The organism is Microbacterium sp. C5A9 (genome assembly GCF_022627955.1).
Taxonomy (GTDB): Bacteria; Actinomycetota; Actinomycetes; order Actinomycetales; family Microbacteriaceae; genus Microbacterium.
Genome location: NZ_JABXGD010000004.1, coordinates 197,952 through 221,513 on the forward strand (window position 1 = coordinate 197,952; position 23,562 = coordinate 221,513).

A 23,562-nucleotide genomic window follows, 5' to 3' on the forward strand; every position below is an offset into this window, starting at 1 on the left:
CCTGCCCCGGTCACCTGTGCCGGTCATCGGGGTTTCGCGGCCGGCACCCTCACGCAATCGCCTTCTTCATCGCCTCTTGCACCGCGCGGCCCAACTGCTCAGGACTCTCGAAGGTGAGCATGCGACGCCATTGGGAGATCGGCGTGAAACCTCCCCGCCGCTCGTTGCGTTCCGGCACGACCTCGATCTCTTGAGGTTCGTGGTCGAAAGCGGCACTCACGTCAACGCTGCGCACTCCTCGTTGGTACTGTCTGTAAGTCGCCAGCCCCAACCACTCCAGGAATTCTCGATCGGGCGGGTCGGCGCGCCAATCGCGTGCGGGATGAACGGTCGCGTTGGATTCCCGGAGTCCCTGCAAGATCGCCGATCCGAGCGCATCAGCGTCTGTCAAAGCAGCAACCACCTTTGGCAGTCCGAGCGATACGCTCGGCCCGTTTACACAGTCTGAGTAGACAAAAAGGAAAACGCGTCTATCTCGGTACAACATCACATTCACGTTGCGCTTCTTCAACGGACGACCTCTTTCCTGTGCGTACATGACCAGCTCATCAAGCACGTGGAGAAGATCGTCAGCGCTATCGAAGCCTTCCGATGCGCCCGCAAACGGCTGCACGAGAACACACCCATCAGCGAAACGGTCGACAGACACTATGCGACTAGCTCCGCGTCCATCTGAACCCCGAACCGCGACCGGGCGTCGCCTTCGTCATGGCATCCTGAATCTCGAGACCGAGATGCTCAGGATCAGTGAACTCTACGACTCTCTGTTCGTTCGCGATTCCCTCAAAGCCACCGCGCGGACCCAAATTGCGGTTAGGACGAATGCGCACCTGGTCAATGACATCGACAAACGACGCCGAAAGCCCGACCGAACGCACGCCCCTCGAATACTCGCCATAGGTGGCGGCCCCGTACCAGTCGAGGAACTCACGATCGGCTGGATCTCGACGGAGATCCCGAGCCGGAAGCATGCGCCGATTCGACGCCGTGAGCGCAGCTACTGCTGCGCGTCCCAGCTCACGCTCACTCGACATCGAAGGAAGCACCAACGGCAGGCCGTCGTACACCACGGGCCCGCCAGTCGTAGCGGAGAACGGCTGAAGGAGCACCCGTCCGTCGGGGACCAGAGCGACGCTCGCGATCCGGAGCATCACCGCATCACCTCCCTCGCCAATGCGCCCACCGTCACTCCCGTCGGAGTCACGCCGTCGCCCTCTTCATCGCCTCTTGCACGGCGCGGCCGAGCTGCTCGGGGCTCTCGAACATCACCGTGCGGCGCTCGTCGGACAGGGGCGTGAATCCGCCGCGAGGCCCGCCATTACGCTCGGGCGTGATCATGACCTCAGCGATGTCATCGTTGTCGTACGCCGCCCGCACACTCAACGTGCGCACACCTTTCATGTACTGCCCATATGTGCGCAGCCCGAGCCACTCGAGAAACTCGCGATCGGGCGGATCAACGCGGAGATTGCGATTCGGAAGCGGCCTCCGGTTGGAGGCATGGAGCGCCGCCACGATCGACGAGCCCAGAACCTGCGCGTCGGTCATACTCGCGATGACTGACGGCAGCCCGTCCCCGATACTCGCTCCCTCCCAGGTCTTCGAGTACGGCTGAATGAAGACACGACCGTCCCGTTGCAGTTCGACACTCACCGAGTGATCTCTCATCTCATAACCTCTACGTCCAACTTGACTCCTTGCTGCTCGGCATAGTTCATAACCTCGTCAATAGCCGCTTTCTGCTCTGCAGTCGCGCCTCGCGGCACGACAACGTAAAGCACCCGTTCCGTGATCTGCGCCTCCGCAACCTCGACTTTCGCGCGCTTGTCACCAACGAAGGCAGCCATCTTGTCGACGTATCGCTTCAGCAGACTCTTCAAGCGGGATGCATTCTGATAGCTCTTGGCCGCGAGATCCACCGTCTTGATGCTCGTGGCGATGCCGTGCTGCCAATCGAACTTGTCGATCGTCGGGAACCCCGGCGGCAGGTTGCCACCGAGACGCGTCTCGATCGCGAATCCGCGGGGCGACGGAGGCAGGGGCCAGGCCGAGTTCGACAGCCTGTTCGCGAGGTCGTCGAGCGCCTTGAGCGTGCCGGCGACCGGCGTGACCTCAGCTGCCCGCGGCGTCAGCGTCAGGATCTTGCGCAGGTTGTCGCCCACCGCATCCGCGCTCTTCCACACGAGCGATGAGCCGGTCAGCGTCGCCATGTTCAGCAGCCGCGAGATGATCAACGACATACGCGCGCCCGCGGTGAGCACAGCACCGTAGGCAGCACCCTGCATCGCCACCCCTGCGATGCCCGCGGTCGCCGCGGCGGCAAGACCCGCCGCGACCTCGATCGCGATGATCGAGGCGAGCATGAGGTTGACCTCGGTGATCAACTCGGAGCGCGCCGACTCGATATGGCCGGCGAGGTCGTCGCAGGCGGTCCCGATCGCGCGGCACTGAGCCGCCAGCTCGCTCAGGGTCTCGCCGAGCAGACGGCACACGCCGCGCGCGCTCTCGATCTCGGGCGAATCCTGCTCGTCGAGCGCCGTGATGCCCTGCGAGACGAGCATCCATCCCGCATCGAGCTCGTCGGCGGCGCGCGTCCACACCGCGCCCATCTCGCGCAGCCGGCCGGGGTCGCCGTCGGGCCAGATGAGCCCGCAGACGTCCTGCAGCCACTCCCATCCGGCGGGCGGATCCGCGATCGCACCACCCTCGGCGCTCGGCAGACCGACCGACATCGGCGCGCCGGATACGAATGACAGAGTCTCGGGCGGAAGCTCACCGCCACCCGTGACGTCGGAGTACGCCTCGGCCCTGGCGTGGTTGAAGCCCGCCTGCTGAAGCAGCGCGCCGACGTTCACGCTCGCGCGACTGAGCTGGTCGATCGCCTGCACCGTCTGGGGCGCGACGGCATCGTACGATTCCGCCCAGGCCGCGCCTGCCGGGTCGTGACCGGCGACCGCTCCCATGCCCGAGAGCGCCCCGGTGAGCCTCTCAGCCACCCGGCGCACGTCGCTCGCCAGGTGGTCTCCGAACGTCTCAGCCGCCGAAGCGTAGGCCGTGGGATCGACGCAGATCAGCATGCACTCACCCCCACATTGCGAGGTTCACGGATGCCGCAGCCGAGTAGTTCGCGTACGCGCCCTGCAGCGCCCCGCGCATCTCGTCGAGGGCCCGGGCCATGCGTCGCGCGTCGCCGCGCCAGCGCTCGTGCGCGCCCCGGTGGGCATCCGCCGTCTCACCCGCCCAGGCGATGCCCACCCTGGCGGCCGCGGCGTCGGCATCGTCGAGGGCGTCGACGAGGGCGGTGCTGGTGCGCAGCATGTCGTCGAGCATCTGCTCGGCGCGTGCGACGTGGAAGGCGAACATCAGCGAGCCCCCATCAGCCGGGAGAGCGCATCGCTGACCCCCGGCGACGCCGAGTCCGACACCTGCGCGTTCGCCTGCTCGGACGCGACGAGGTCTCGGGTCGCTTCCCTGATCGCCTCGACTCGGTCGTGCAGCTCGGCCGCACCGCCGGTCGCCACGTCGAGCCACCGGTCGAACGCCGCGCGGAACTGCGTGGCGGCAGGCCCCGTCCACCCGCACGCGAGGAAGTCGTCGATGTCGTGCCGCGCAGCCACCAGGCGCCCGTCGATGCGGTCGGCGACGTCGTCGAGCCGCCCCGCCTCGCTATCGAGCGCCCCGAAATCCCCCCGGATGATCATGTGGCGACGATAGCAGTCATACCGTCGTCATACGACGACGGTATGTGCTCCATTCCGGTGTCTTGGATCTGGGCCCAGCCCCTCCGAACCGGGCCGCCAGCGATATATCGGTTCGGTCCGAAACACCATGGATCCGCCCCCGCCGGCCCCTCCGCGATGGGAGGATGACAGCAGGACCGCGGGAGGGGAGCCCCATGATCGACGAACTCACGAGGCAGCGAGCACTCGACGAGATGAAGATCCTCGACACGCCTCGCGACGAGCGGGTGGACCGCATCGCACGGCTGGCCAAGGAGATGTTCGGCGTCCCCATGGTGAGCGTCTCGCTCATCGACCGCGATCGGCAGTGGCGCAAGACGGAGATCGGGCTCGGCGGGTCCGAGGCGCCGCGGCAGGATTCCTTCTGCGACTACACGGTGCGACAGGACCGCACGGTGATCATCGAGGATGCCGCAGACACCGAGCACTTCGCCGACAACCCGTTCGTGATCGGCGATCCACACCTGCGGTTCTACGCGGGCCACCCGCTGCACGCACCGGGCGGCGAGCCGGTGGGCACCCTCTGCGTACTCGACACCGAGCCCCACGAGTTCACCGACGAGCAGCGCGACCTGCTGCGAGACCTCGCGTTCTGGGTGCAGACCGAGCTCGCGAACGACGCCGAGCTCGACCACGCGGCCGTGATCCAGAGTGCGCTGCGCCCGCACACCCACCCGACCCTGCCGGGGTACACGATCGCGGGGGGTGCCGCATCGCGCGGTCGACTGGCCGGCGACTTCTACGACCTGAGCCTGCAGGGGCGCGCGCTGCGCATCACCCTGGCGGATGCCATGGGCAAGGGCACGGGACCCGCCCTGATCGCCGCCAGCGTGCGGGCCTCGTTGCGCACCGCCCCGGAGCGCACGATCTCACAGGCGATCGCCGAAGCGGACCGCCTGCTCGAGGAGGACTTCGCCGACACGTCGATGTTCGTGACGGCCGTGCACGCCGAGCTCGATCCCGAGAGCGGTGAACTGCAGGTCATCGACGCGGGCCACAGCCTCGCCTTCATCCTGCGCGCCGACGGTGCGTGGGAGCACCTGCGCTCCACGAGCCTGCCGCTCGGGATGAGCCTGGGGCTGCCGACCGCCGAGGTGCGCGAACCGAGGACGACGGTGCTCGGTCCCGGTGACGCGTTCGTCTGCTGCAGCGACGGGCTCCTCGACGTGCTCGACCCCGACGACCCCTACGCCCACGTGTACCGCGTGCTGACGACGCTCGGCCCCGACGGGGCGATCAGCGAGGCCCTGCGCCTGGCCGCGGGCGAGACGGCCACCGACGACGTCACCGTCGTCGTCGTGCGGCGGGACGCATGACCGCGCGCTTCGCCGCCATCCGCATCATCGCCCTGCTGTCGGTGCTGCTCGGCATCAACTACGTCACCTGGCGCTGGCTGGAATCGGTGAACTGGTCCGCCTGGTGGATCGCGGTTCCCCTGGTGATCGCCGAGACCTACAGCCTCATCGACACCTTCCTGTTCTGCCTCACCATGTGGAAGGCGAAGGAGCGGCCCGCACCGGTGTCGCCGCCGCAGGGCACGGTCGACGTCTTCGTCACGACCTACGACGAGCCGATCGAGCTCGTGATGACGACGGCCCGAGCAGCCAGACAGATCGCCTATCCGCACACGACCTGGGTCCTCGACGACGGCTCCCGCCCCGAGCTCGCGCAGGCGGCCCGCGACGCCGGTGTCGGGTACCTCACGCGCTCGGACGACTGGGTCGGCAAGCCCCGCCACGCGAAGGCCGGCAACCTCAACAGCGCGCTGTTCGAGACCGACGGCGAGTTCCTGCTGATCCTCGATGCCGACCAGATCCCCGATCCGCTGATCCTGCACCGCACCCTCGGCTACTTCGCCGACGACCCCGAGGTCGCCGTCGTGCAGACACCGCAGTGGTTCATGAACGTCGACGAGGCCGATCCGCTCGGCGCGCAGGCGCCCCTCTTCTACGGTCCGATCCAGCAGGGCAAGGACGGCTGGAACGCCGCGTTCTTCTGCGGCTCGAACGCCGTGCTCCGGCGTGAGGCGCTCATGCAGCTGGGCATCATCGGCTACGTGCGCGAGGTCACCGACAGTGCGGCCCGCGCGCTCCGCGCCTCCGAAGAGCTGATCGGCGCGGAGCTGCGCACGGCGTCCGACCCCGATCTGCGCCGCGAACTGTTCGCCATCGAGGTCGCGATCCGCACGGGTCGCCGCGACCTCGCATCCGGCTCTCCGGTGGCCGACGTCGCGGCCGCGGTGCGCACCGCCGTCGACAACGCGTCGGTCATCCTCGTCGCGAAGGATCTGGCCGGCATCCGCGCCGATCTCGCCGAGCTCGGGGCCCTGCCGATCCAGCACGATGCCGAGCTCGACGCGATCGTCGTCGACGAGGCGGGGCTCGCCGCGCTCGCGGCATCCGACCTCTCGCCCATCACTGCGATCGATGCCGTCAAGGCTCTGCTCGACGCGCTGCGACTCGACCGCGGCGACGAGGCGCAGCCCATCCTGCCGCTCGCGACCATCTCGGTGACGGAGGACATGGCCACCGCCATGCAGCTGCACTCGCTCGGCTGGCGCAGCGTCTTCCATCACGAGATCCTCGCCAAGGGACTCGCTCCCGAAGACCTGCGGACGATGCTGACCCAGCGCCTGCGCTGGGCCCAGGGCACCCTGCAGGTGATGCTGCGCGACAACCCGCTCGTCAAGCGCGGCCTGTCGATCGGCCAGCGGCTGATGTACTTCGCAACGATGTGGAGCTACCTGTCGGGGTTCGCCGCCGTCGTGTACCTCACGGCCCCGGTCGTCTACCTCGTGTTCGGTGTGCTGCCGGTCACCGCGTGGTCGGTGGACTTCTTCGTCCGCTTCCTGCCGTACTTCCTGGTCAACCAGCTCCTCTTCCTCGTCGTCGCGAAGGGCATCAGAACGTGGCGAGGGCAGCAGTACTCGCTCGCCCTCTTCCCGGTGTGGATCCGCGCATGCTGGACGGCCGTCGCGAACGTCGTGTTCGGGCGCCACCTGTCGTTCGCGGTCACCCGCAAGGACGGACGCGACCCGCGAGGTGTGCCGTGGCGCGAGATCTGGCCCCAGCTCACGGCGATGATCGTGCTCGCCGTGGCGCTCGTGATCGGTGTGACCCGCGTGATCGTCGGCACCGGCGACGGCACGGGAACCCTCGTCAACACCGTGTGGGTGCTCTACGACCTGCTCGTGCTCAGCGTCATCATCCACGCCGCCCGTTACCGCGGACCGGCCCGAATCCTCGAGGAGGAGTCCCATGGACATCAGCACTGACATCCGCGACGGCTACGCCGTGATCGCGCTCGCCGGGCGCCTCACCGCGACCGGCGCCCCGCTGCTGCGCAAGGCGGTGACAGACCTCGTCGGGTCGGGAGATTCACGGATCGTCATCGACATGGCGGCAGTGCAGCTCGTCGACTCGTCGGGCCTCGGAGCCCTGGTGGGGGCGTTGAAGAGCGCGAGGGTCGCCGGCGGCGACCTGCGCATCGCCGCCGTGCCGGATGCCGTGCGCACCGTGCTGCACCTCACCAACCTCGACCGCGTCCTGCGCGATCATCCCACGACGGAATCGGCGTTCGATGGGCAGTGAGCCGGGCTCCGCGCGCGTCATCGGAGCAGCCACTCCGGCCTTCGTCGACGAGGTGCTCGACGCCCTCGATGCTCTCTGGGCGGAGTCGGCTCACGTGGCATCCGAGGACCGCACCCTGTTCACCCTCGCGGTCAGCGAGGTGGCGACGAACATCGTGCAGCACGCGGAGGCCTTCGCGCATGCCGAGATCAGTGTCGACGTCGCCCTTCGGGTAGCACCGGACGAGCTTCTCGCCACCATCGTCGACACGGCTCATCCCGCGAGCATCGACTGGGAGAACGTGTCGATGCCGGATCACGAGAGCGAGAGCGGCCGCGGACTGGCCATCGCCACCGCCGCGCTCGACGAATTCGAGCACAGCGGCGGCAGCGCGGGCAACACCTGGGTGCTGCGCCGTCGGCTCAGCTGAGCCAGGCCGGCGCGCGACCGCGCAGGAAGGCACCGTCGAGAGAGAAGCGCCCGGCACCTGTGAAGGCCAGCGCGAGCGCGCCCGCTCCGAGCACGGCGACGAACTCGTAGCCGCCTTCGCCCACCCAGAGCCCGGCGGGGAGGTGCACGGCGACGAGCGCGACGATCATGTCGACCGCGAGCAGGATGCCGACGGGGCGGGTGAAGAGGCCGAGAACCAACAGGATGCCGCCGATGAGCTCGACGAACGCGACGACGGGGGCGGCGATCTCGGGCAGAGGGATCCCCATTCCCGCGAAGCTGCCGACGGTTCCGGCGATCGTGTACTCGAAGATCTTCTGCGCCCCGTGGGCGGCGAAGATCGCACCGACCACGATGCGCAGGACCAGGAGTCCCAGCGAAGGGCCGGCAGAGGGGGCGGTGGTGTTCGTCATGAGGAGATGTTCCTTCGTGGCAGGACACCGCGCGCCAGGCGCGGAGCAGGGGCTATCCCTGCTCCCACGCTAGGAAGGGCACTTTTCCATCTCCTGAATGCGGGACGCCTCGGAGCCCGTATCGGCAGCCTTCCGTAGACTCGCCGAATGGCGCGGTCCACGCGGCAGGGCCGAGATGGCGCGATCGACGCGACAGGGAAGGGGCGGAGTAGACGGTGAGGGCACGATCGGTGTTCGGCGTGCTGCGCCTGGTCACAGCCACCGTGTGCACCGTCGCCCTCGTGCACCGTCTCTTCTGGGGACTGAGCTCGCGCACGATCGCGGGCGAGAACTTCTTCGCCTACCTGACCGTGCAGTCGAACTGCGCGCTCGTCGTCGTGCTGCTGATCGGGGCGGTGCTCGCCTTCATCCGCGCCTCGGATCCGCGGTGGTTCACGGTCGCGCTGGCGCTCGTCCTCACCTGGACGATCACGGCAGGTCTCGCCTTCGCCCTGATCGTGTGGCAGGCGGGCCTGCGCGGCATCCGCGTCGATGTGCCGTGGTCCGACCAGGTGCTGCACTTCTGGCTTCCGGCGTGCACCGCCCTCGCCTGGGTGCTGACCCCCGGGCACCGCGGAGTCCCCTGGTGGGTCGTGCCCACGGCGCTCGCCTTTCCCCTGGCCTGGGGTGGCGTCACCCTGTGGCGCGGCCCGTCCGTGGGCTGGTACCCCTACTACTTCCTCGACCCGCGACAGGTGTCGGGCCCGATGGAGTTCCTCCTCACGAGCGGCATCGCGCTGGCCATCTTCGCGCTGGTCGCCACGGTGATCGTGCTCGTGAGTCGCATGCGGCGGCGGGGCCGGTCGCGACCCGAGGTGTGATGCGGACTCAGTCCGTCGCCGTGCGGAACGGCGCGAGCGAGGCGATCGCCGCCGCCAGAGCCTTCTGATCGTCGAGTTCGGCGAACTCCGCGGCCGCGTCTCCTCCGACGATCCCGATCAGGATGTTCTCGCCGGTGGTGGGGGCGAGGTCGACCCAGGTGCGGATCATCGCGTCGCCGTCGACGACGTGCCAGATCGACGGCGCGGGTGTCGCGTCGGCATCCGTTCCGGCGCCCGCATCGGCACCCTCATCGGCGCCGGGATCCGGGGCGGGGGCCGCGGCGAACAGCGGCTCGTCGAAGCGCATCCACACGGTCTCGATGCGCCCCATGCCGAGCTCGGCGATCGCTCCACGATGGCTGAACGGGAGGGCGGGCGCGAACTGCAGCCCCTCGCTCTTCAGCACGCCGAGCGGCACGGTGATCAGCACGCGATCGAACGACAGGGACTCCCCCGAGGCGATGCCCAGACTGACACCGGCCTCGTCGTAGGCGACCCGACCCACCGGAGACGACAGGCTCAGCCGCGCGCCCTCGAGCATCCCCTCGATCACCGGCGTGAGGTCGCCGAGCACCGCGGTGGCCTCGTCAGGCGGGAGCTTCGGGGGGAACCAGGTCGAGACGTCCGCGGCATCGGCCCCGGACCACGCGGCGATCGAGGCGAGGAGTGCGGCGAGGCCCGGCTCCGTCGGATCGGCACCCGCCGCGGTCAGCGCCTCGTCGAGCGAGGTGTCGGTCAGCCCCTCCTGCGCGGTGGCGATGGCGGACTGCACCGGCTCGGTCGTCACCGGCGCGACGTCGCCGTCTGCGGAGCGCCAGAGCGCGCCGGCGATCGACGCCGTGCGGACGTCGAGCGCATCGAGGCTCTCGCGCAGCGCGCCGTCGGATGCCCCGAGCAGCCAACCGCCCAGCTGCGCGGGGACCGGCCAGTTCGCGTCGTCGACGACGGAATGGACTCGTCCGCCGACCCGGTCGCGTGCCTCGAAGACCGTGACCTCGAGACCGTCCGCGACGAGACGTGCCGCTGCGGCGGCACCCGCGAGCCCGGCACCCACGATCGCCACTCGCTCGCCGTCATCGGCGGCACGACGGAGCAGCTCGGCGGCACGCTCGCCCGAGCGGATCGCGGCGGCCATCGTGCCGGGGGCCTCGACGTCGGTCGCCTCACCGGCGAGGAAGAGCCGGTCGTCGACGGGCTCGGCCAGCGCATCGCGCGCGGCGGCCTGGATGCCGACGGGCGTGAAGCTCGCCGCACCGAGGGAGAAGGGGTCGTTCGTCCACGAGCTCCGGGCGAAGGCGTCCGACGTGATGCTGTCGGAGGTGGGCTTCGGGGTCGGCGAGCGGTCGGGCGTGGGCGTGGGCACCGGCTCGGGCGTGCAGGAGGCCAGCAGGACTCCCAGGACGCCGGCTCCGGCGCCGATCAGCAGTGTGCGACGCGTCATCCTCATCGTGTCGCAACGATACCGCGCGCAGAGGGATGCGCGCGTGCGGCGACCCCTCCTGCACCGAGGTCGATCGCCTGCGCTCCGTCCCCAGGACGGCGAGATCGCGCAGGACCGCTCTGCGCCGCACGACGCAACACTGCCATTCTGGCGCGACGTTCGCAGGATGGAGTCATGACGATGAGCGAGCCGCAGGTCTGGACGTTGATAGGGGTGTTCGGCGCCGCTCTGCTGGGTGGCTTCACCCTCGTGACGACGCACTTCGGCAGGGTGGTTCGCGCAGAGGTCGGCCGTCTCGAGGGAACACTGTCCGGCAAGATCGAGGCTCTCGACGGACGAGTGACCGGTCAGATCGAGGCCCTCGACCATCGCCTCACCGGAAAGATCGAAGCCCTCGACTACAGGCTCTCCGGTCAGATCGAAATGCTCGACAACCGCCTCACCGGTCAGATCGAGATGCTCGACCACCGCCTCACCGGCCAGATCGACGCACTCGACGCCAAGCTGACCGGCCGCATCGACACCCTCGACAAAGAGGTCTCCGATATCGCGAACCGGTTCTTCGGGGCCCCCTAACGCAGGCGGGCCCAAGCGCAGGCAGACCCTAGTGCAGGCATACCCTGGTCCGGGCGGGCCGGCTCTCTCTCTCAGGGGATCAGTCCCGCCCGGCGCCGGGGTGCCAGAGCACGACCTCGGCTGATCTGCGGAGTCGCCGCCCGCCGGTCATCGGTATGACCCCCGCGGACCCGGCCGCGAACACGCGCACTCCGGGCCGGTTCTCGCGCTCGGCCCGCAGGGCGGCGTCGAGTTCGGCGACACGGCGCCGCAGCATCCGATTCTCGTCTTCCAGGTCGAGCAGCCGCGCGATGGCCGGGAGGCTCATCCCCTCGGACGAGAGCTGGGCGACCTCACGGAGCTGCTCGATGTTGCGCGTCGAGTAGCGGCGCGAGCCGCCCGAGGTGCGTCCGGGCACGACAAGGCCGATGCGGTCGTACTGGCGCAGCGTCTGCGGGTGCATCCCCGCGAGCTGGGCCGCGACGGCGATCGCGAACACCGGGGTGTCGGAGTCCATGTGCTGATCAGACATGTCTTCCTCCTCCTCCGGCGTTCGCGGTCGTCGTCTCGGTCATCGTCACCGACGCGCCTTCGCCATGAGGTCGGCGCGCGGGTTCTCTGCGGGTTCGAGAGACTGGAACTTCTCCAGCGCCTCGCGTGCGGCGTCGTCGAGGTGCGCGGGCACCGCGATCTGCAGCTCGGCGAGCAGGTCTCCCGTGCCCTTCGAGGTGGTGACTCCGCGTCCCTTGACGCGCAGGACGCGTCCGGACGGGGTGCCCGGTGCGACACGGAGCTTGACCGTGTCACCGCTGAGCGTCGGGACCTCGATGGTCGCGCCGAGCGCGGCCTCGGTGAAGGTCACCGGCACGACGACGCGCAGATTGAGCCCATCGCGGGTGAAGACCGGATGCGGTCGCACCGCGATCTGCACCACGACGTCGCCGTTCTCCCCGCCGTCGGGCGAGGGGCGGCCGCGTCCGCGGAGCCTGATCTTCTGGCCGTCGGCGACGCCGGCGGGGATCTTCACCTTGAACGGCTTGCCGTCCTCCCCCTGCAGGGTGATGGTCTCACCCTGCACGGCGGTGGCGAAGTCGAGGGTGGTGCGGGCCGTGACGTCGGCGCCCTTCTGTGGCCCGCCGAAGCCACGGAATCCGCCCGAGGTCTGCCCGAAACGGCCGGAGCCGAACGAACCGCCCTGCCCCTGGTTGAACATCGCGAAGATGTCCTCGAAGTCGGCGGACTGCCCGCGCCCCTGCTGGCCGAACCGGCTGAAGACGTCTTCGAAGCCGCCGCCGGACTGGCCGCCCGCGGTGAAGCGTGCGCCCGAGCCCATGGCGCGGATCTCGTCGTACTCCTTGCGCTGTTCGGCGTCGGAGAGCACCGAGTAGGCCTCGCTGATCTCCTTGAACTTCGCCTCGGCCTTCTCATCACCCTGATTGGAGTCGGGGTGATACTTGCGGGCGAGCTTGCGGTACGTCTTCTTGAGATCAGCGTCGCTGACGTCTTTCGAGACCCCGAGGGTCTTGTAGAAGTCCTTGTCGAACCAGTCCTGGCTAGCCATCGATCACCTACTCTGCGGGAACGGCGACGACGACCTTCGCAGGGCGCAGCTCGACGTCACCGAGGCGGTATCCCACCTCGACGACCTCGAGCACCGTGGTCTTGTCGGCGCCGGGCGTCGGCTGCTGGAAGATCGCCTCGTGACGCTGCGGGTCGAATTCTTCGCCCTTCTCGCCGTACGAGACGACACCGAGCCGCTCCACCACCGTGCGGACCTTGTCGGCGATCACGGCGAAGGGCGTGCCCTCGACGAGGTCGCCGTGCTGAGCGGCGCGAGCGAGATCGTCGAGCACGGGGATGAGGCCCTTGGCGGCCTCGCCCTTCGCGCGCTCGATCTCGACCTGACGCTGCTCTTCGGTGCGGCGGCGGTAGTTGGCGTACTCGGCCTGGAGGCGCTTGAGGTCGTTGAGCAGGGTCGACTCCAGGTCGGCGAGCACGGCGTCCTCCGCCGCGGCCTCGCCGGTCTGCGTCGCGCCCAGGATGTCGTCGACCGTCAGGTCGTCGGAAGCGCCGTCCACCGGCGTCTCGTCGGATCCTTCGGCGGCCGCGGCCTCACGCGAGTCGGGGTTCTGCGGCGAAGGGCCGGTGCCATGAGCATCCGACCCCTCGCTGCGAACCTCGTCGTCACCTTCGAAGTTCTTGTCCGTCATGATTACTTCTTCTCGTCCTCGTCGTCGACGACCTCGGCGTCGATGACATCCTCGTCGGAGGAGCTGTCATCGGCCGGAGCCTCGCCCGCGGCGTCGGCGCTCGGGGCGCCCTCGGCCTGGGACTGCGCGTAGATGGCCTCGCCGATCTTGCCCTGCGACTGGTTCAGCTTGTCGAACGCGGTCTTCACGGCCTCGTCGTCGTCGCCGGCCAGAGCCGTCTTCAGAGCGTCGACATCGGCCTTGACCTCGGTCTTGACGTCTTCGGGCAGCTTGTCGTCGTTCTCGGTGATCAGCTTGTCGATCGAGTACGCGAGCGTCTCGGCCTGGTTGCGGACCTCGGCCGCCTCGCGGCGGGCCTTGTCTTCCGCCGCGTGCTCCTCGGCCTCGCGGACCATGCGCTCGATGTCCTCCTTCGACAGCGACGAGCCGCCGGAGATGACGATCGACTTCTCGGTGCCCGTGCCCTTGTCCTTGGCGGACACGTGCACGATGCCGTTGGCGTCGATGTCGAACGTGACCTCGATCTGCGGGATGCCGCGGGGAGCCGGGGCGATTCCGGTGAGCTCGAACGTTCCCAGCGGCTTGTTGTCGCGGGTGAAGTCGCGCTCGCCCTGGAAGACCTGGATCGCGACGGACGGCTGGTTGTCGTCTGCCGTGGTGAAGGTCTCGCTGCGCTTGGTCGGGATGGCCGTGTTGCGCTCGATGAGCTTGGTCATCATGCCGCCCTTGGTCTCGATGCCGAGGCTGAGGGGCGTGACGTCGATGAGCAGCACATCCTTGCGCTCACCCTTGAGGACACCGGCCTGGAGGGCTGCGCCCACCGCGACGACCTCATCGGGGTTGACGCCCTTGTTCGCCTCTTTGCCGGTCTCGCGCTTGACGAGCTCGGCGACGGCGGGCATACGGGTCGATCCACCCACGAGCACGATGTGGTCGATGTCCGCGACCTTGATGCCGGCTTCGCGGATGACGTCCTCGAACGGCTTCTTGGTGCGGTCGAGGAGGTCCTTGGTGAGGTCCTCGAACTTCGCGCGGGTGATGGTCTCGGAGAGCGACACCGGGCCCGACTCGGTCAGCGAAAGGTACGGGAGGTTGATGCTGGTCGAGGTCGAGGAGGAGAGCTCCTTCTTGGCCTGCTCCGCAGCCTCCTTGAGGCGCTGCAGGGCGATCTTGTCACCCGAGACGTCGACGCCCGTGGTCTCCTTGAACTGCTTGATGAGGTAGTCGACGAGACGCTGGTCCCAGTCGTCACCGCCGAGGCGGTTGTCACCGGAGGTGGAACGCACCTGGATGGTCGAGAAGTCGTCGTCCTTGCCCACTTCGAGCAGCGAGACGTCGAAGGTTCCGCCACCCAGGTCGAAGACCAGGATGAGCTCGTCTTCCTTGCCCTTGTCGAGGCCGTACGCGAGAGCGGCGGCGGTCGGCTCGTTGATGATGCGCAGGACGTTGAGTCCCGAGATCTCTCCGGCCTCCTTGGTGGCCTGGCGCTCGGCGTCGTTGAAGTACGCGGGAACGGTGATGACGGCGTCCGTCACGGTGTCACCCAGGTAGGACTCGGCGTCGCGCTTCAGCTTCTGGAGGATGCGCGCGGAGATCTCCTGCGGCGTCCACTTCTTGCCGTCGACGTCGAACGTCCAGTCGGTGCCGATGTGACGCTTGACGGACGCGATGGTGCGGTCGACGTTCGTGACGGCCTGGCGCTTGGCGGTCTCGCCGACGAGCACCTCGCCGTCCTTCGTGAACGCGACCACCGAGGGGGTCGTGCGGAAGCCCTCGGCGTTGGCGATGACCTTCGGCTCGCCACCCTCGAGGACGCTGACGACGGAGTTCGTCGTACCGAGGTCGATTCCAACAGCACGTGCCATGTGATTCTCCTTTGTTGCTGAGGTTGATGTGGTCTGGAAATCCGGGGCGATCAGGAAAACCTGAGTCGCGATGACTCAACTGTACTCCGACCCTCCGACCCTGTCAAACAAAGTTGATATGAATCGGCTCAACTTTGCTCGACGGCGTCGATCCCGAGCGGCATCGTCGCATCTGGTTAGGCGACCCTCAGCTCGGAGATGGCAGACTGGATGCAGCGGACGGCTGCTCACGCGACGAGCACCCCGCCGGCGGCGCCGCCACGATCGGCGCTCCCGCGTCGGCCGCACGGGGACACCGCCCTTCTCGCCGGAGGATGCGCATGACTGACACGGATGCCTACGACGTGCTCGTAATCGGCGGCGGCCCTGCAGGGCTCTCGGCGGCGCTGAACCTGGGCCGATCGCTCATGCGGGTGCTCGTGGTCGACGCCGACCGCCCCCGCAACGCCGCCACCCTGAACTCCCACGGGTTCCTCACCCGAGACGGGGTGCCGCCGCACGAGCTGCGCCGGATCGCCCGCGACGAGCTCACCGCCTACCCGAACATCGAGGTGCGCACCCGCGTGCGCGTGCTCGAACTCCACCAGCAGGACTCCGTCTTCACCGCGTCGATCGGTCGCAAGGATCCGACCGAGACGGTCTCGGCGCGGTCCGTGCTGCTCGCGACGGGGCTGCGCGAGACGCTGCCCGAGGTGCCGAATCTGCGCGGCTTCTACGGCATCAGCCTGTTCAGCTGCGCGGCCTGCGACGCGTGGGAGCTGCGCGGGCGACGACTCGCGCTCATCGGCGAGACTCCCGACATCGCCGACCGGGCCCGACTCGTCTCGCGCTGGACCGAGAGCCTCACCGTGTTCACGCTCGGCGCCGACACCGTCTCGGCCGCCGATGAGGCCGAGCTCGCCGCGTCGGGCGTCTCGGTGCAGAGGCATCCGATCGCCGAGCTGGTCGGCGACCGAGGGCGCATCGAGGCGATCCGCCTGACCGACGGCACGGTGGTCGCCGTCGAGGGCGGATTCGTCCGCCCGGAGTGGGAGACGGACGTGTCGTTCCTGCGCGGCTTCGCGCCGTCGCTCGACAGCGACGGGCATGTCGTGACCGACCGCTCGGGCCGCACCGACGTGCCGGGGCTCTACGCCGCGGGCGACGCGGCGATCCCCGGGCCGCAGCAGCTGATCGTCGCCGCCGGCGCCGGCGCGCGGGTCGCGTCGGTCATGGTGCAGGATGCCGTGGGCATCGTCACGGCCCACTGAGCTCGGTCACGCCCTGAGCGGGACGTGACCGGCCGAGTAGGCTGACCGGCATGACGCGCATCCCGCAGGTCTCGTCTCTGCTCCGCCTGACAGCCGTCTCGGTGGTGGCCCTCGCGGTGCTGCCGCTCAGCGGGTGTCTGTATGCGCAGATACCGGCGAACGTGCCGAGCGGCGACGGCCCCGATCCGGTGCCCACCGCGAGCCCGTCCGCCCTGCCCTCCGACGAGCCGTCGGAGAATCCGGCGGGCGATCTGCCGTCATCGATGTCGTTCGCCGACGGCGCCGCTCTGCCGTCCACCGCCTACATCCAGTGGGGCGACGGGCTCATCGTCGACGAGGGGTGGAAGAGCGTCAAGCCCGACGACGGCAACGGCGGATGGACGTACGGCACGGTCGACGACACCTGCACGGCGCAGTTCTGGCAGGGGCTCATCCCCGACGTCCCGACGGTGCCGGGAGACGACAGTGCGAGCTCCGACGCCATGCTGGCCGTGATCCTCGGGGAGAGCGACGTCGCGGCGATCTCGACGGCGGCGACCACGGGCGCGTTCAGCTATCAGATCGGCGGCAATGCCGAGGTCGAGAACCGCCGCATCGTGGGCGACGCCGGCGACCGCCGGTGGATCATGGCCGCTCGTGCCTTCACGGCGACGGGCGTCGGGCTCTACACGATCGTCGACTGCACGGGCGGCGACATCGAGGCGACGATAGCCGAGGTCGCGGAGAAGAACGCCGTCGTCATCCAGTGACCGGCGCGGTCACTTCCCGCCGGGCGGGCCCACCAGCAGGAGGATGACGTAGAGCGCGACGATGCCCACCACGAGCAGGATCGCGAGCACCCACGGGCGACGCAGGAACCAGCGCATGAGGCGGTCGTACCACCGCGCATCACGGGGGTCGTCGGTCTGCTCCAGACGCCACACTCCGGTCAGCCGGCCGGTGCGCTGCAGCCAGATCTCCATCGGGATGGTCGCATAGGGGACGATCGCGCTCACCACCGCGAGGATCGCGACGCCCGCATGCCAGCGCTGGTTGAGCGCGACCAGCACGGCGGTCGCGGCGTAGGCGAGGAACACGAACCCGTGGATGCCTCCACCGACCGTGACGACGACGCCGGGGGCGCCGACCGCGCGGGCGATGATCGCCGAGATGAGGATGGTCCAGGTGATCGCCTCCGCGATCGCGAGGACTCGGAACAGGCGGCCGGGTGTGCGGAACACGGGACTCCTCGGGTGGGGTGTCCTTCCAGCGTATCCGGAATAGCCGTGGCCTCCTGAGCGTTGCCGAAGGCATGGTGACCGTCGACTCCGCAGCGCTCGGGCAGATCCTCGACTCCGTCGATCTGCGCATCGGCGTGGCGCGTCGCGTCGCCCTCACCGCCGGGGGCCGGCTGCCCCTCGCCCCGGGGTCGGCCACGCTCGTCTACATCGCGGACGGGTCGGTGCACGGGCATCCACCGCTCGGCAGCGCGTGCCGCCTCGACGTCGATCGTGCCTCGCAGGTCGTGGCTGTCGATGCACAGCCCACCAGCTCGACCCTCGTCGCGGGCGACGCGTTCCTCACCCTCGGTCGCACGCCGGTCGCCCTCGAGGCCGACCTCGCCACCGACCTGGTGGTCGTCGACCTCGAATTCTCCGACAGTGCCTCGATGATCGCCGCCGTGCTGCCCGACCCGATCACGGTCATGTCCTTCGACGCGCTCGAGCCGGCCGCGGCCGCACTGGCCGGCAGCATGGGACCCACTGATCCGCCGTCGTGGCCCGAACGCCAGGGCGACCCGGTCATCTGCCGCATGATGGCGAAGACCGTGCTGCTCAGCGTCATCCGCGCGTGGGCGGCGAACGGCTGCGCCCCTGAGGGCTGGCCCTCCGTCTCGAAGGACCCGTTCCTCGATCGCGTCGTCGAGGCCATCCATGAGCAGCCCGGTCGGGAATGGACCGTCGAGCGTCTCGCGAGCGTCGGGGCGATGTCGCGCTCGGTGTTCGCCGAGCGCTTCCGCAGCGCGATCGGGCGCTCACCCGCCGACTACGTCACCGAGGTGCGCATCGACGCGGCGAAGCGGATGCTGGCCGTCGGCCGATCGGTCAGCGAGACCTCCCGCGAACTCGGCTACGCCTCGGACGAGGGGTTCAGCCGCGCCTTCCGCCGACGCACCGGCATGACCCCGTCGGCCTGGCGCGCGACCCAGCTCACGGCCGTCCCCGCCTAGTCCGCTCAGGCGCGCGGCGCGGCCGCTGTGCTCATCCGGTTCGAGAGCCCGAAGAGCACGGCGCCCACCAGCAGGGACACCGCCCCGAGCACGTAGACGAACTCGACGCTGAGGGTGTCGACGAGCAGTCCCCCCACGCCGGCGGCGATCGTGATCGCGCCCTGGAAGCCGACCACGACCAGGCTTCCGCCGGCCTCGAGCCGGTCGGGCGTGCGGTGCCCGACCCAGGTGTTGATCACGAGCAGCCACGACGAGAAGAAGAAGCCCCACGCGACCACGACGACCGCGATGCCGATGACCGATCCCGAGAAGAAGATCATCGAGAGCACGGCGACCGCGATGACGAGCGGCGCGAACACCGCGAAGAACGCGAAGGTGCGGTCGATGAAGAACCCGAGTCCGAGGTTGCCGGCGAGACCGCCGACGCCGAAGAGGGCGAGCAGGAGGATGATCGTCGACGGCTCGACCTCGGGGATGCGCTCGAGCGCGAGCCGCACGTAGGTGTAGGCCAGGAAGTGCCCCAGCACGACGAGAACATGGCCGACCATGCCGAGTCCGATGCCCGGGCGGCGCACCGTGTCGACGAGGAGGCGGATGCTCGACGCCTGCTCCGCGGGCACCGACGGCAGCAGGAATCGCAGCGCCACGGCCAGCAGCACCATCAGCACCCCGGCGATCGCGAAGACCGTCTGCCAGTTCACGATCTCGCTGAGCATGACGCCCAGCGGCACACCGGCGACCGTGGCCAGCGAGACCCCGGCGGAGGTGAACATGACCCCTCGTCCGAGGTGCTCGGGACCCGCGAGCCGCGCCGCGACCGTGATCGACATCGCCCAGAACGCGCTGATCGCGGCACCGAGCAGGAACCGCGCGAGCAGCACGATGAGCAGGTTGGGCGCGATCGCGACGATGAGGTTCGATGCCGCTGCGGCGAGCGCCATCCAGACGAGCAGCGACCGGCGATCGAGGCGCGGGAAGATCAGGCCCACGGTCGGGGCGACGATGAGCCCGACGAGCGCGGTGACCGTGACGGTCTGCCCCGCCTGGCCCGGCGTCACGCCGAGCGCGTCGGCCATCTCGGTGAGCACGCCGTTGGGGAGGAACTCGGCCGTGACGAGCAGGAACCCCATCAGCATGAGCACGATGAGCCCGCCGTAGCGGATGCTCCCGGTGCGGCAGGTCGTCACGGGAACGGGCGCGGTCGTCGTCATGGTCCCAGGCTTCCAGGCGCGCGGCGTGCGTGCCCGACGCGGCGTCCTCGGCATCCGACCATTCGTCCGGATCGGGCCAGGGCGGCACGTGATCGGGTCTGGACAGCATCCGACACCACCCCCTAGGCTCGACGACGCACCGGGGTTCTCCCGGAAGGCCGAGCGAGAGGAGCTGACGACATGAACACCATCTCTGTCGCGCCCCTCGCCGACATCCTTCCTCTCGAGGCCTCCCGCTCCTGATCCGCGCGCGGCCTCCTACTCTCGGAGCCACACCGTGTCTGATCTCTTCGCTTCCTCGGAAGCATCCACCTCACCCTCCTCTTCTCGTCTCTTCGACGCCTCTCCGTTCGAGTCCGTCCCGACCTTCGCCGACGTCGAACCCGGCGACGGCCAGCGCTGGACCACCTGGCCGGCGATCACTCCGTCGGAGCGCGGTCCGCTTCCCTGGCCCGCCTGGGTCGTGACGAGTGCGGGCGCCCTCGACACCGAGCTCGGCATCCTCAAGACCGGCAAGGAGGCCGACGTGTTCCTGCTCGAGCGCGCCGTGCCGGACGACCCGGCGCAGCGCACCCTCCTCGCGGCGAAGCGCTATCGCGACAGCGACCACAGCAGCTTCCATCGCTCGGGGGTGTACTCCGAGGGCCGCAGCACCCGGAACACGCGCGACACCCGAGCGCTCGCCAAGAAGTCGGAGCACGGCCGCGCGGTCGCCGCTCTGCAGTGGTCGTTCGCCGAGTTCGATGCCCTGTGCCGCATGTGGGAGCTCGGAGCGCCCGTCCCCTACCCCGTGCAGGTCAACGGCACGGAGCTGCTCATGGAGTTCATCGGCGACGAGTCGGGGGTCGCCGCGCCGCGACTCGCGGCGGTGCGCAGCGATCGCGCCGAGTTGGCGGGTCTCTACGACCAGATCGTCGATCTGATGCGGGTCTTCGCCGCGGCCGGCTTCGCCCACGGCGACCTGTCGGCATACAACCTGCTCGTGCACGACGGGCGCGTGCGGGTGATCGACCTGCCGCAGATCGTCGACATCGTCGCCAACCCGCAGGGCCTCGACCTGCTGCACCGCGACTGCGTCAACATCTGCGACTGGTTCACCCGCCGCCGCGTCGAGCGCGACGCGGAGGAGCTCTTCGCCGAGATGCTCGCCGCGTCGTATGCGTGAGACGGCGTCGTGGGTGTGAGGCGTGTCAGCTGCGACCGATGCGGGCGGCGAGCAGCGACACGAGCTCGTACACGACGTGACTCGCCGCGATGCCGGTGATCTGCGCGTGGTCGTATGCGGGCGAGACCTCGACGACGTCGGCGCCCACGATGTCGCTGTCGCCGAGCGCACGGAGGATGCGCAGCAGCTCCCGGCTGGTGAGGCCGCCGGCCTCGGGGGTTCCGGTGCCTGGCGCGTGCGCGGGGTCGAGCACGTCGATGTCGATCGACACGTACAGGGGCCTGTCGCCGATGCGCTGCAGGATGCGGTGGATCCCGGCCTCGACGCCGTGCTCCTCGATGTACTCGCTCGAGACGATCGAGAAGCCGAGGCGTTCGTCGTCCTCGAGATCCTTCTTCGAGTACAGAGGCCCTCGCGTGCCGACGTGGCAGCTCGCGGTGAGGTCGATGAGCCCCTCTTCGCTCGCCCGGCGGAACGGGGTGCCGTGGGTGATCGGTGCGCCGAAGTAGGTGTCCCACGTGTCGAGGTGCGCGTCGAAGTGCAGCACGGCGACCGGACCGTGCTTCGCGGCCACGGCCCGCAGCAGCGGCAGCGCGACCGTGTGGTCGCCGCCGATCGTCACGATGCGCTGCACCTGTTCGCCGAGCGCGAGAGCAGCGCGCTCGACCTCGGTCACGGCCTCGGTGAGGTCGAACGGATTGACGGGGATGTCTCCGGCATCCACCACCTGCGCGACCGCGAACGGCGACACGTCCTGCGCGGGGTTGTAGGGGCGCAGCAGCCGCGAGGACTCGCGCACATGAGAAGGACCGAACCGGGTGCCGGGGCGGTAGCTCACGCCCGAGTCGAACGGGATGCCGACGACGGCGATGTCGGCGCGCGGCACGTCTTCGATCCTCGGCAGGCGGGCGAAGGTCGCGATCCCCGAGTAGCGGGGATTCGCGGAGGCGTCGATGGGGCCCACGTTGTCGGTCATGATCAGTCCTGTCTCTGCATGGGGATGTGCACGAGCTGTACGCCACCGGCCGCGATCGCGTCGCGGATGCTCGGTGCGATGTCGTCGGGAGTCTCGGCCCGTCGCCCCGTGGCGCCGAATGCGGTCGCCAGGGCCGCCCAGTCGGGCTGTACGAGGTCGACGCCGACGGGGGTCATGCCGCGGTCGATCTCGTTCTGCCGGATCTCGGCGTAGCCGCCGTTGTCGACGCACACGACGGTGAGGTCGAGGCGCTGTTCGACGGCCGTCACGAGCTCGTTGACGCAGAACATCAGCGCTCCGTCTCCGATCACGGTGACGACGGGATGCTCGGTCTGCGCCACCCTGGCGCCGATCGCAGCGGGAAGGCCGTATCCGAGCGTCGCATAGGTGGGCGTGTAGAGCAGGGAGTGCGGATGCGCCGAGCGCAGCACGCTGCCGAGCGCCAGGTACACGATCTGCGAGGAGTCACCGGCGACGATCGCGTCATCGGGCAGCGCCTCGACGATGATCTCGGCGAGCGCCACGGCGTCGGGGGCGGTCTCGCGCATCTCGGCGTCGATCGCGGTGCGCTCGTCGGTCAGCTCGCGCGGCGCGCGCGGATCCGTCGCCAGCAGCGAGAGCAGCTCCGCGGCCACCGCGGCGGCATCGCCGACGATGCCCACGGTCGCGGCGAGGTTCTTGTCGAGCTGGAGCGGCGAGATGTCGATGCGGATGACCGCGCCTCGCGCCTCCAACCGCGGAGCCCAGAGTTCGGCCTCCCCGAGCTTCGAGCCGATCACGAGAACGACGTCGGCGTCTTCTGCGACGTCGCGGGCCGCGGCGAGACGCAGGTTCGAGCCGAGAGAGAGCGGATGCCGCTCATCGACGACGCCCTTGCCGTTGAGCGTCGTGAGCACCGGGGCTCCGAGCCGTTCGGCGAGGGCGGTGACCTCGTGAGCCGCATCGACGGATCCTCCGCCCGCGACGATCACCGGGCGTTCCGACGCCGTGAGCAGGCGTGCCGCGTCGGCCAGTGCTGCGGGATCGCCCGTCGCCCGCGGAGGCAGCGTCCTGGGGCGGCGCGCCTGCGCGGGCACATCAGCCCGCGCTTCGAGCACGTCGAGGGGGATCTCGATGTGCACGGGGCGGGGGCGGCCGGTGCGGAACAGCATGAACGCGTCGTGCACCGCCTCGACCGCCTCGGCCGCGGTCGTGACCCTGCGCGACCACTCGGCGATCGCACCGACCATGGCCGTGGCATCCTTCGTCTCGTGCAGAGTGCCTACGTCGGCGAACTCCGACCCGAGCGGCACGCCGGGCGAGAGCACGATCATCGGCCGCGACTCGCAGAACGCCGTGCCGATCGCGCTCATGGCGTTCTGCAGGCCGGGGCCTGACGTCGTGATGACGACGCCGGGGAGACCGGTCTGCTGCGCCCAGCCGTCGGCACCGTAGCCCGATCCCTGCTCGTGGCGGTTGGTCACGGCGCGGATGCCCAGGTCGGCGAGCGGGCGGTACAGCTCGAGGTTGTGCGTGCCGGGGATGCCGAACACCGCATCCACCCCGTAGCCGCGGATCGTCTCGAGCACGGCACGACCGGCGGTGTCGGCGTACGGCTCGGCATTCGTCGGCGCGGAGGGGTGCGCGGAGTCGTCGGTCATGATCGCAT

Annotated in this window: 25 protein-coding genes; 10 read left to right on the forward strand and 15 right to left on the reverse strand. The window is 69.3% G+C overall.

Translation table 11 applies throughout. The features are described from left to right. Nucleotides 1–49 precede the first annotated feature (49 nt). The 5 genes from HWD99_RS09555 to HWD99_RS09575 form a co-directional block, all read right to left on the reverse strand. Nucleotides 50–649: a hypothetical protein gene (locus HWD99_RS09555; protein ID WP_241796012.1), complete on the reverse strand. Its 600-nt coding sequence runs from the start codon at nt 647–649 to the stop codon at nt 50–52. Nucleotides 650–1,200: 551 nt separating this feature from the next. Continuing rightward, nucleotides 1,201–1,653, reverse strand: coding sequence for a hypothetical protein (locus tag HWD99_RS09560; RefSeq protein WP_241796013.1), 453 nt, complete (start codon nt 1,651–1,653; stop codon nt 1,201–1,203). Between the two features lie 11 nt (nt 1,654–1,664). Next, nucleotides 1,665–3,077, reverse strand: coding sequence for a hypothetical protein (locus tag HWD99_RS09565; RefSeq protein ID WP_241796014.1), 1,413 nt, complete (start codon nt 3,075–3,077; stop codon nt 1,665–1,667). A 4-nt stretch (nt 3,078–3,081) separates the two neighbouring features. Next, complete coding sequence (locus HWD99_RS09570) at nt 3,082–3,363, reverse strand: WXG100 family type VII secretion target (protein WP_241796015.1); 282 nt, start codon at nt 3,361–3,363, stop codon at nt 3,082–3,084. Beyond that, entirely contained in the window at nt 3,363–3,701 is a 339-nt protein-coding gene (locus tag HWD99_RS09575) for a WXG100 family type VII secretion target (protein ID WP_241796016.1), read from the reverse strand. The genes HWD99_RS09570 and HWD99_RS09575 overlap by 1 nt, the downstream gene beginning before the upstream one ends. A 194-nt stretch (nt 3,702–3,895) precedes the next feature. Here HWD99_RS09575 and HWD99_RS09580 point away from each other — a divergent pair, with 194 nt between their 5' ends. Genes HWD99_RS09580 through HWD99_RS09595 form a run of 4 tightly spaced genes read left to right on the forward strand, consistent with a single transcriptional unit; the run spans nt 3,896 to nt 7,739 of the window. Next, the gene (locus HWD99_RS09580; RefSeq protein ID WP_241796017.1) at nt 3,896–5,056 is read left to right on the forward strand and encodes a PP2C family protein-serine/threonine phosphatase; all 1,161 of its coding nucleotides are present in this window, start codon (nt 3,896–3,898) and stop codon (nt 5,054–5,056) included. Beyond that, on the forward strand, nt 5,053–7,014 hold the full coding sequence (locus tag HWD99_RS09585) for a glycosyltransferase family 2 protein (RefSeq protein ID WP_241796018.1): 1,962 nt from the start codon (nt 5,053–5,055) through the stop codon (nt 7,012–7,014). The genes HWD99_RS09580 and HWD99_RS09585 overlap by 4 nt, the downstream gene beginning before the upstream one ends. Then, nucleotides 6,998–7,330 carry an STAS domain-containing protein gene (locus HWD99_RS09590; RefSeq protein WP_241796019.1) on the forward strand — a complete coding sequence of 111 codons (333 nt, stop codon included), beginning with the start codon at nt 6,998–7,000 and terminating at the stop codon, nt 7,328–7,330. The genes HWD99_RS09585 and HWD99_RS09590 overlap by 17 nt, the downstream gene beginning before the upstream one ends. Further along, entirely contained in the window at nt 7,320–7,739 is a 420-nt protein-coding gene (locus tag HWD99_RS09595; RefSeq protein WP_241796020.1) for an ATP-binding protein, read from the forward strand. The genes HWD99_RS09590 and HWD99_RS09595 overlap by 11 nt, the downstream gene beginning before the upstream one ends. On the opposite strand, the gene HWD99_RS09600 is transcribed toward HWD99_RS09595, so the two are convergent. After that, on the reverse strand, nt 7,732–8,172 hold the full coding sequence (locus tag HWD99_RS09600) for a DoxX family protein (RefSeq protein ID WP_241796021.1): 441 nt from the start codon (nt 8,170–8,172) through the stop codon (nt 7,732–7,734). The genes HWD99_RS09595 and HWD99_RS09600 overlap by 8 nt on opposite strands. A 215-nt stretch (nt 8,173–8,387) precedes the next feature. Between HWD99_RS09600 and HWD99_RS09605 the strand changes: the two genes are divergently transcribed. Next, the gene (locus tag HWD99_RS09605) at nt 8,388–9,032 is read left to right on the forward strand and encodes a Pr6Pr family membrane protein (protein WP_241796022.1); all 645 of its coding nucleotides are present in this window, start codon (nt 8,388–8,390) and stop codon (nt 9,030–9,032) included. 7 nt (nt 9,033–9,039) lie between these two features. Here the strand turns inward: HWD99_RS09605 and HWD99_RS09610 are convergent, their stop codons facing one another. Then, entirely contained in the window at nt 9,040–10,473 is a 1,434-nt protein-coding gene (locus HWD99_RS09610) for an FAD-dependent oxidoreductase (RefSeq protein ID WP_241796023.1), read from the reverse strand. Between the two features lie 174 nt (nt 10,474–10,647). On the opposite strand from HWD99_RS09610, the gene HWD99_RS09615 reads away from it, so the two are divergent. Continuing rightward, entirely contained in the window at nt 10,648–11,049 is a 402-nt protein-coding gene (locus tag HWD99_RS09615; protein ID WP_241796024.1) for an apolipoprotein A1/A4/E family protein, read from the forward strand. A 79-nt stretch (nt 11,050–11,128) separates the two neighbouring features. Here HWD99_RS09615 and HWD99_RS09620 read toward each other — a convergent pair whose 3' ends face one another. The 4 genes from HWD99_RS09620 to dnaK are packed head-to-tail and all read right to left on the reverse strand — an operon-like array spanning nt 11,129 to nt 15,103. Beyond that, nucleotides 11,129–11,560 carry a heat shock protein transcriptional repressor HspR gene (locus HWD99_RS09620; RefSeq protein ID WP_241796025.1) on the reverse strand — a complete coding sequence of 144 codons (432 nt, stop codon included), beginning with the start codon at nt 11,558–11,560 and terminating at the stop codon, nt 11,129–11,131. A 45-nt stretch (nt 11,561–11,605) separates the two neighbouring features. Next, nucleotides 11,606–12,589 carry a DnaJ C-terminal domain-containing protein gene (locus tag HWD99_RS09625; RefSeq protein WP_241796026.1) on the reverse strand — a complete coding sequence of 328 codons (984 nt, stop codon included), beginning with the start codon at nt 12,587–12,589 and terminating at the stop codon, nt 11,606–11,608. 7 nt (nt 12,590–12,596) lie between these two features. Next, complete coding sequence (locus HWD99_RS09630) at nt 12,597–13,238, reverse strand: nucleotide exchange factor GrpE (RefSeq protein WP_241796027.1); 642 nt, start codon at nt 13,236–13,238, stop codon at nt 12,597–12,599. Between the two features lie 2 nt (nt 13,239–13,240). Further along, on the reverse strand, nt 13,241–15,103 hold the full coding sequence (dnaK, locus tag HWD99_RS09635) for a molecular chaperone DnaK (RefSeq protein WP_241796028.1): 1,863 nt from the start codon (nt 15,101–15,103) through the stop codon (nt 13,241–13,243). Between the two features lie 320 nt (nt 15,104–15,423). Here dnaK and HWD99_RS09640 point away from each other — a divergent pair, with 320 nt between their 5' ends. Continuing rightward, nucleotides 15,424–16,353 carry an NAD(P)/FAD-dependent oxidoreductase gene (locus HWD99_RS09640; protein WP_241796029.1) on the forward strand — a complete coding sequence of 310 codons (930 nt, stop codon included), beginning with the start codon at nt 15,424–15,426 and terminating at the stop codon, nt 16,351–16,353. 50 nt (nt 16,354–16,403) lie between these two features. After that, complete coding sequence (locus HWD99_RS09645) at nt 16,404–17,102, forward strand: hypothetical protein (protein ID WP_241796030.1); 699 nt, start codon at nt 16,404–16,406, stop codon at nt 17,100–17,102. Between the two features lie 9 nt (nt 17,103–17,111). On the opposite strand, the gene HWD99_RS09650 is transcribed toward HWD99_RS09645, so the two are convergent. Continuing rightward, nucleotides 17,112–17,573: a DUF3817 domain-containing protein gene (locus HWD99_RS09650; protein WP_241796031.1), complete on the reverse strand. Its 462-nt coding sequence runs from the start codon at nt 17,571–17,573 to the stop codon at nt 17,112–17,114. Nucleotides 17,574–17,644: 71 nt separating this feature from the next. On the opposite strand from HWD99_RS09650, the gene HWD99_RS09655 reads away from it, so the two are divergent. Beyond that, complete coding sequence (locus HWD99_RS09655) at nt 17,645–18,562, forward strand: helix-turn-helix transcriptional regulator (RefSeq protein ID WP_241796032.1); 918 nt, start codon at nt 17,645–17,647, stop codon at nt 18,560–18,562. Nucleotides 18,563–18,567: 5 nt separating this feature from the next. On the opposite strand, the gene HWD99_RS09660 is transcribed toward HWD99_RS09655, so the two are convergent. After that, nucleotides 18,568–19,773, reverse strand: coding sequence for an MFS transporter (locus HWD99_RS09660; RefSeq protein ID WP_241796033.1), 1,206 nt, complete (start codon nt 19,771–19,773; stop codon nt 18,568–18,570). A 277-nt stretch (nt 19,774–20,050) separates the two neighbouring features. Here HWD99_RS09660 and HWD99_RS09665 point away from each other — a divergent pair, with 277 nt between their 5' ends. Continuing rightward, on the forward strand, nt 20,051–20,938 hold the full coding sequence (locus tag HWD99_RS09665; RefSeq protein ID WP_241796034.1) for a serine protein kinase RIO: 888 nt from the start codon (nt 20,051–20,053) through the stop codon (nt 20,936–20,938). 25 nt (nt 20,939–20,963) lie between these two features. On the opposite strand, the gene speB is transcribed toward HWD99_RS09665, so the two are convergent. Next, nucleotides 20,964–21,914 carry an agmatinase gene (speB, locus tag HWD99_RS09670; protein ID WP_241796035.1) on the reverse strand — a complete coding sequence of 317 codons (951 nt, stop codon included), beginning with the start codon at nt 21,912–21,914 and terminating at the stop codon, nt 20,964–20,966. A gap of 2 nt (nt 21,915–21,916) precedes the next feature. Further along, nucleotides 21,917–23,554 carry a thiamine pyrophosphate-binding protein gene (locus tag HWD99_RS09675; protein ID WP_241796036.1) on the reverse strand — a complete coding sequence of 546 codons (1,638 nt, stop codon included), beginning with the start codon at nt 23,552–23,554 and terminating at the stop codon, nt 21,917–21,919. Nucleotides 23,555–23,562: the final 8 nt, after the last annotated feature.

Bases quoted from the DNA above. Each gene is read 5' to 3' on its own strand.
- HWD99_RS09660 (WP_241796033.1), bottom strand. From the start codon at position 19,773: ATGACGACGACCGCGCCCGTTCCCGTGACGACCTGCCGCACCGGGAGC.
- HWD99_RS09590 (WP_241796019.1), top strand. From the start codon at position 6,998: ATGGACATCAGCACTGACATCCGCGACGGCTACGCCGTGATCGCGCTC.
- HWD99_RS09645 (WP_241796030.1), top strand. From the start codon at position 16,404: ATGACGCGCATCCCGCAGGTCTCGTCTCTGCTCCGCCTGACAGCCGTC.
- speB (WP_241796035.1), bottom strand. From the start codon at position 21,914: ATGACCGACAACGTGGGCCCCATCGACGCCTCCGCGAATCCCCGCTAC.
- HWD99_RS09585 (WP_241796018.1), top strand. From the start codon at position 5,053: ATGACCGCGCGCTTCGCCGCCATCCGCATCATCGCCCTGCTGTCGGTG.
- HWD99_RS09615 (WP_241796024.1), top strand. From the start codon at position 10,648: ATGACGATGAGCGAGCCGCAGGTCTGGACGTTGATAGGGGTGTTCGGC.
- HWD99_RS09600 (WP_241796021.1), bottom strand. From the start codon at position 8,172: ATGACGAACACCACCGCCCCCTCTGCCGGCCCTTCGCTGGGACTCCTG.
- HWD99_RS09620 (WP_241796025.1), bottom strand. From the start codon at position 11,560: ATGTCTGATCAGCACATGGACTCCGACACCCCGGTGTTCGCGATCGCC.
- HWD99_RS09595 (WP_241796020.1), top strand. From the start codon at position 7,320: ATGGGCAGTGAGCCGGGCTCCGCGCGCGTCATCGGAGCAGCCACTCCG.
- dnaK (WP_241796028.1), bottom strand. From the start codon at position 15,103: ATGGCACGTGCTGTTGGAATCGACCTCGGTACGACGAACTCCGTCGTC.
- HWD99_RS09610 (WP_241796023.1), bottom strand. From the start codon at position 10,473: ATGACGCGTCGCACACTGCTGATCGGCGCCGGAGCCGGCGTCCTGGGA.
- HWD99_RS09625 (WP_241796026.1), bottom strand. From the start codon at position 12,589: ATGGCTAGCCAGGACTGGTTCGACAAGGACTTCTACAAGACCCTCGGG.
- HWD99_RS09575 (WP_241796016.1), bottom strand. From the start codon at position 3,701: ATGATCATCCGGGGGGATTTCGGGGCGCTCGATAGCGAGGCGGGGCGG.
- HWD99_RS09675 (WP_241796036.1), bottom strand. From the start codon at position 23,554: ATGACCGACGACTCCGCGCACCCCTCCGCGCCGACGAATGCCGAGCCG.
- HWD99_RS09565 (WP_241796014.1), bottom strand. From the start codon at position 3,077: ATGCTGATCTGCGTCGATCCCACGGCCTACGCTTCGGCGGCTGAGACG.
- HWD99_RS09630 (WP_241796027.1), bottom strand. From the start codon at position 13,238: ATGACGGACAAGAACTTCGAAGGTGACGACGAGGTTCGCAGCGAGGGG.
- HWD99_RS09655 (WP_241796032.1), top strand. From the start codon at position 17,645: ATGGTGACCGTCGACTCCGCAGCGCTCGGGCAGATCCTCGACTCCGTC.
- HWD99_RS09570 (WP_241796015.1), bottom strand. From the start codon at position 3,363: ATGTTCGCCTTCCACGTCGCACGCGCCGAGCAGATGCTCGACGACATG.
- HWD99_RS09640 (WP_241796029.1), top strand. From the start codon at position 15,424: ATGACTGACACGGATGCCTACGACGTGCTCGTAATCGGCGGCGGCCCT.
- HWD99_RS09580 (WP_241796017.1), top strand. From the start codon at position 3,896: ATGATCGACGAACTCACGAGGCAGCGAGCACTCGACGAGATGAAGATC.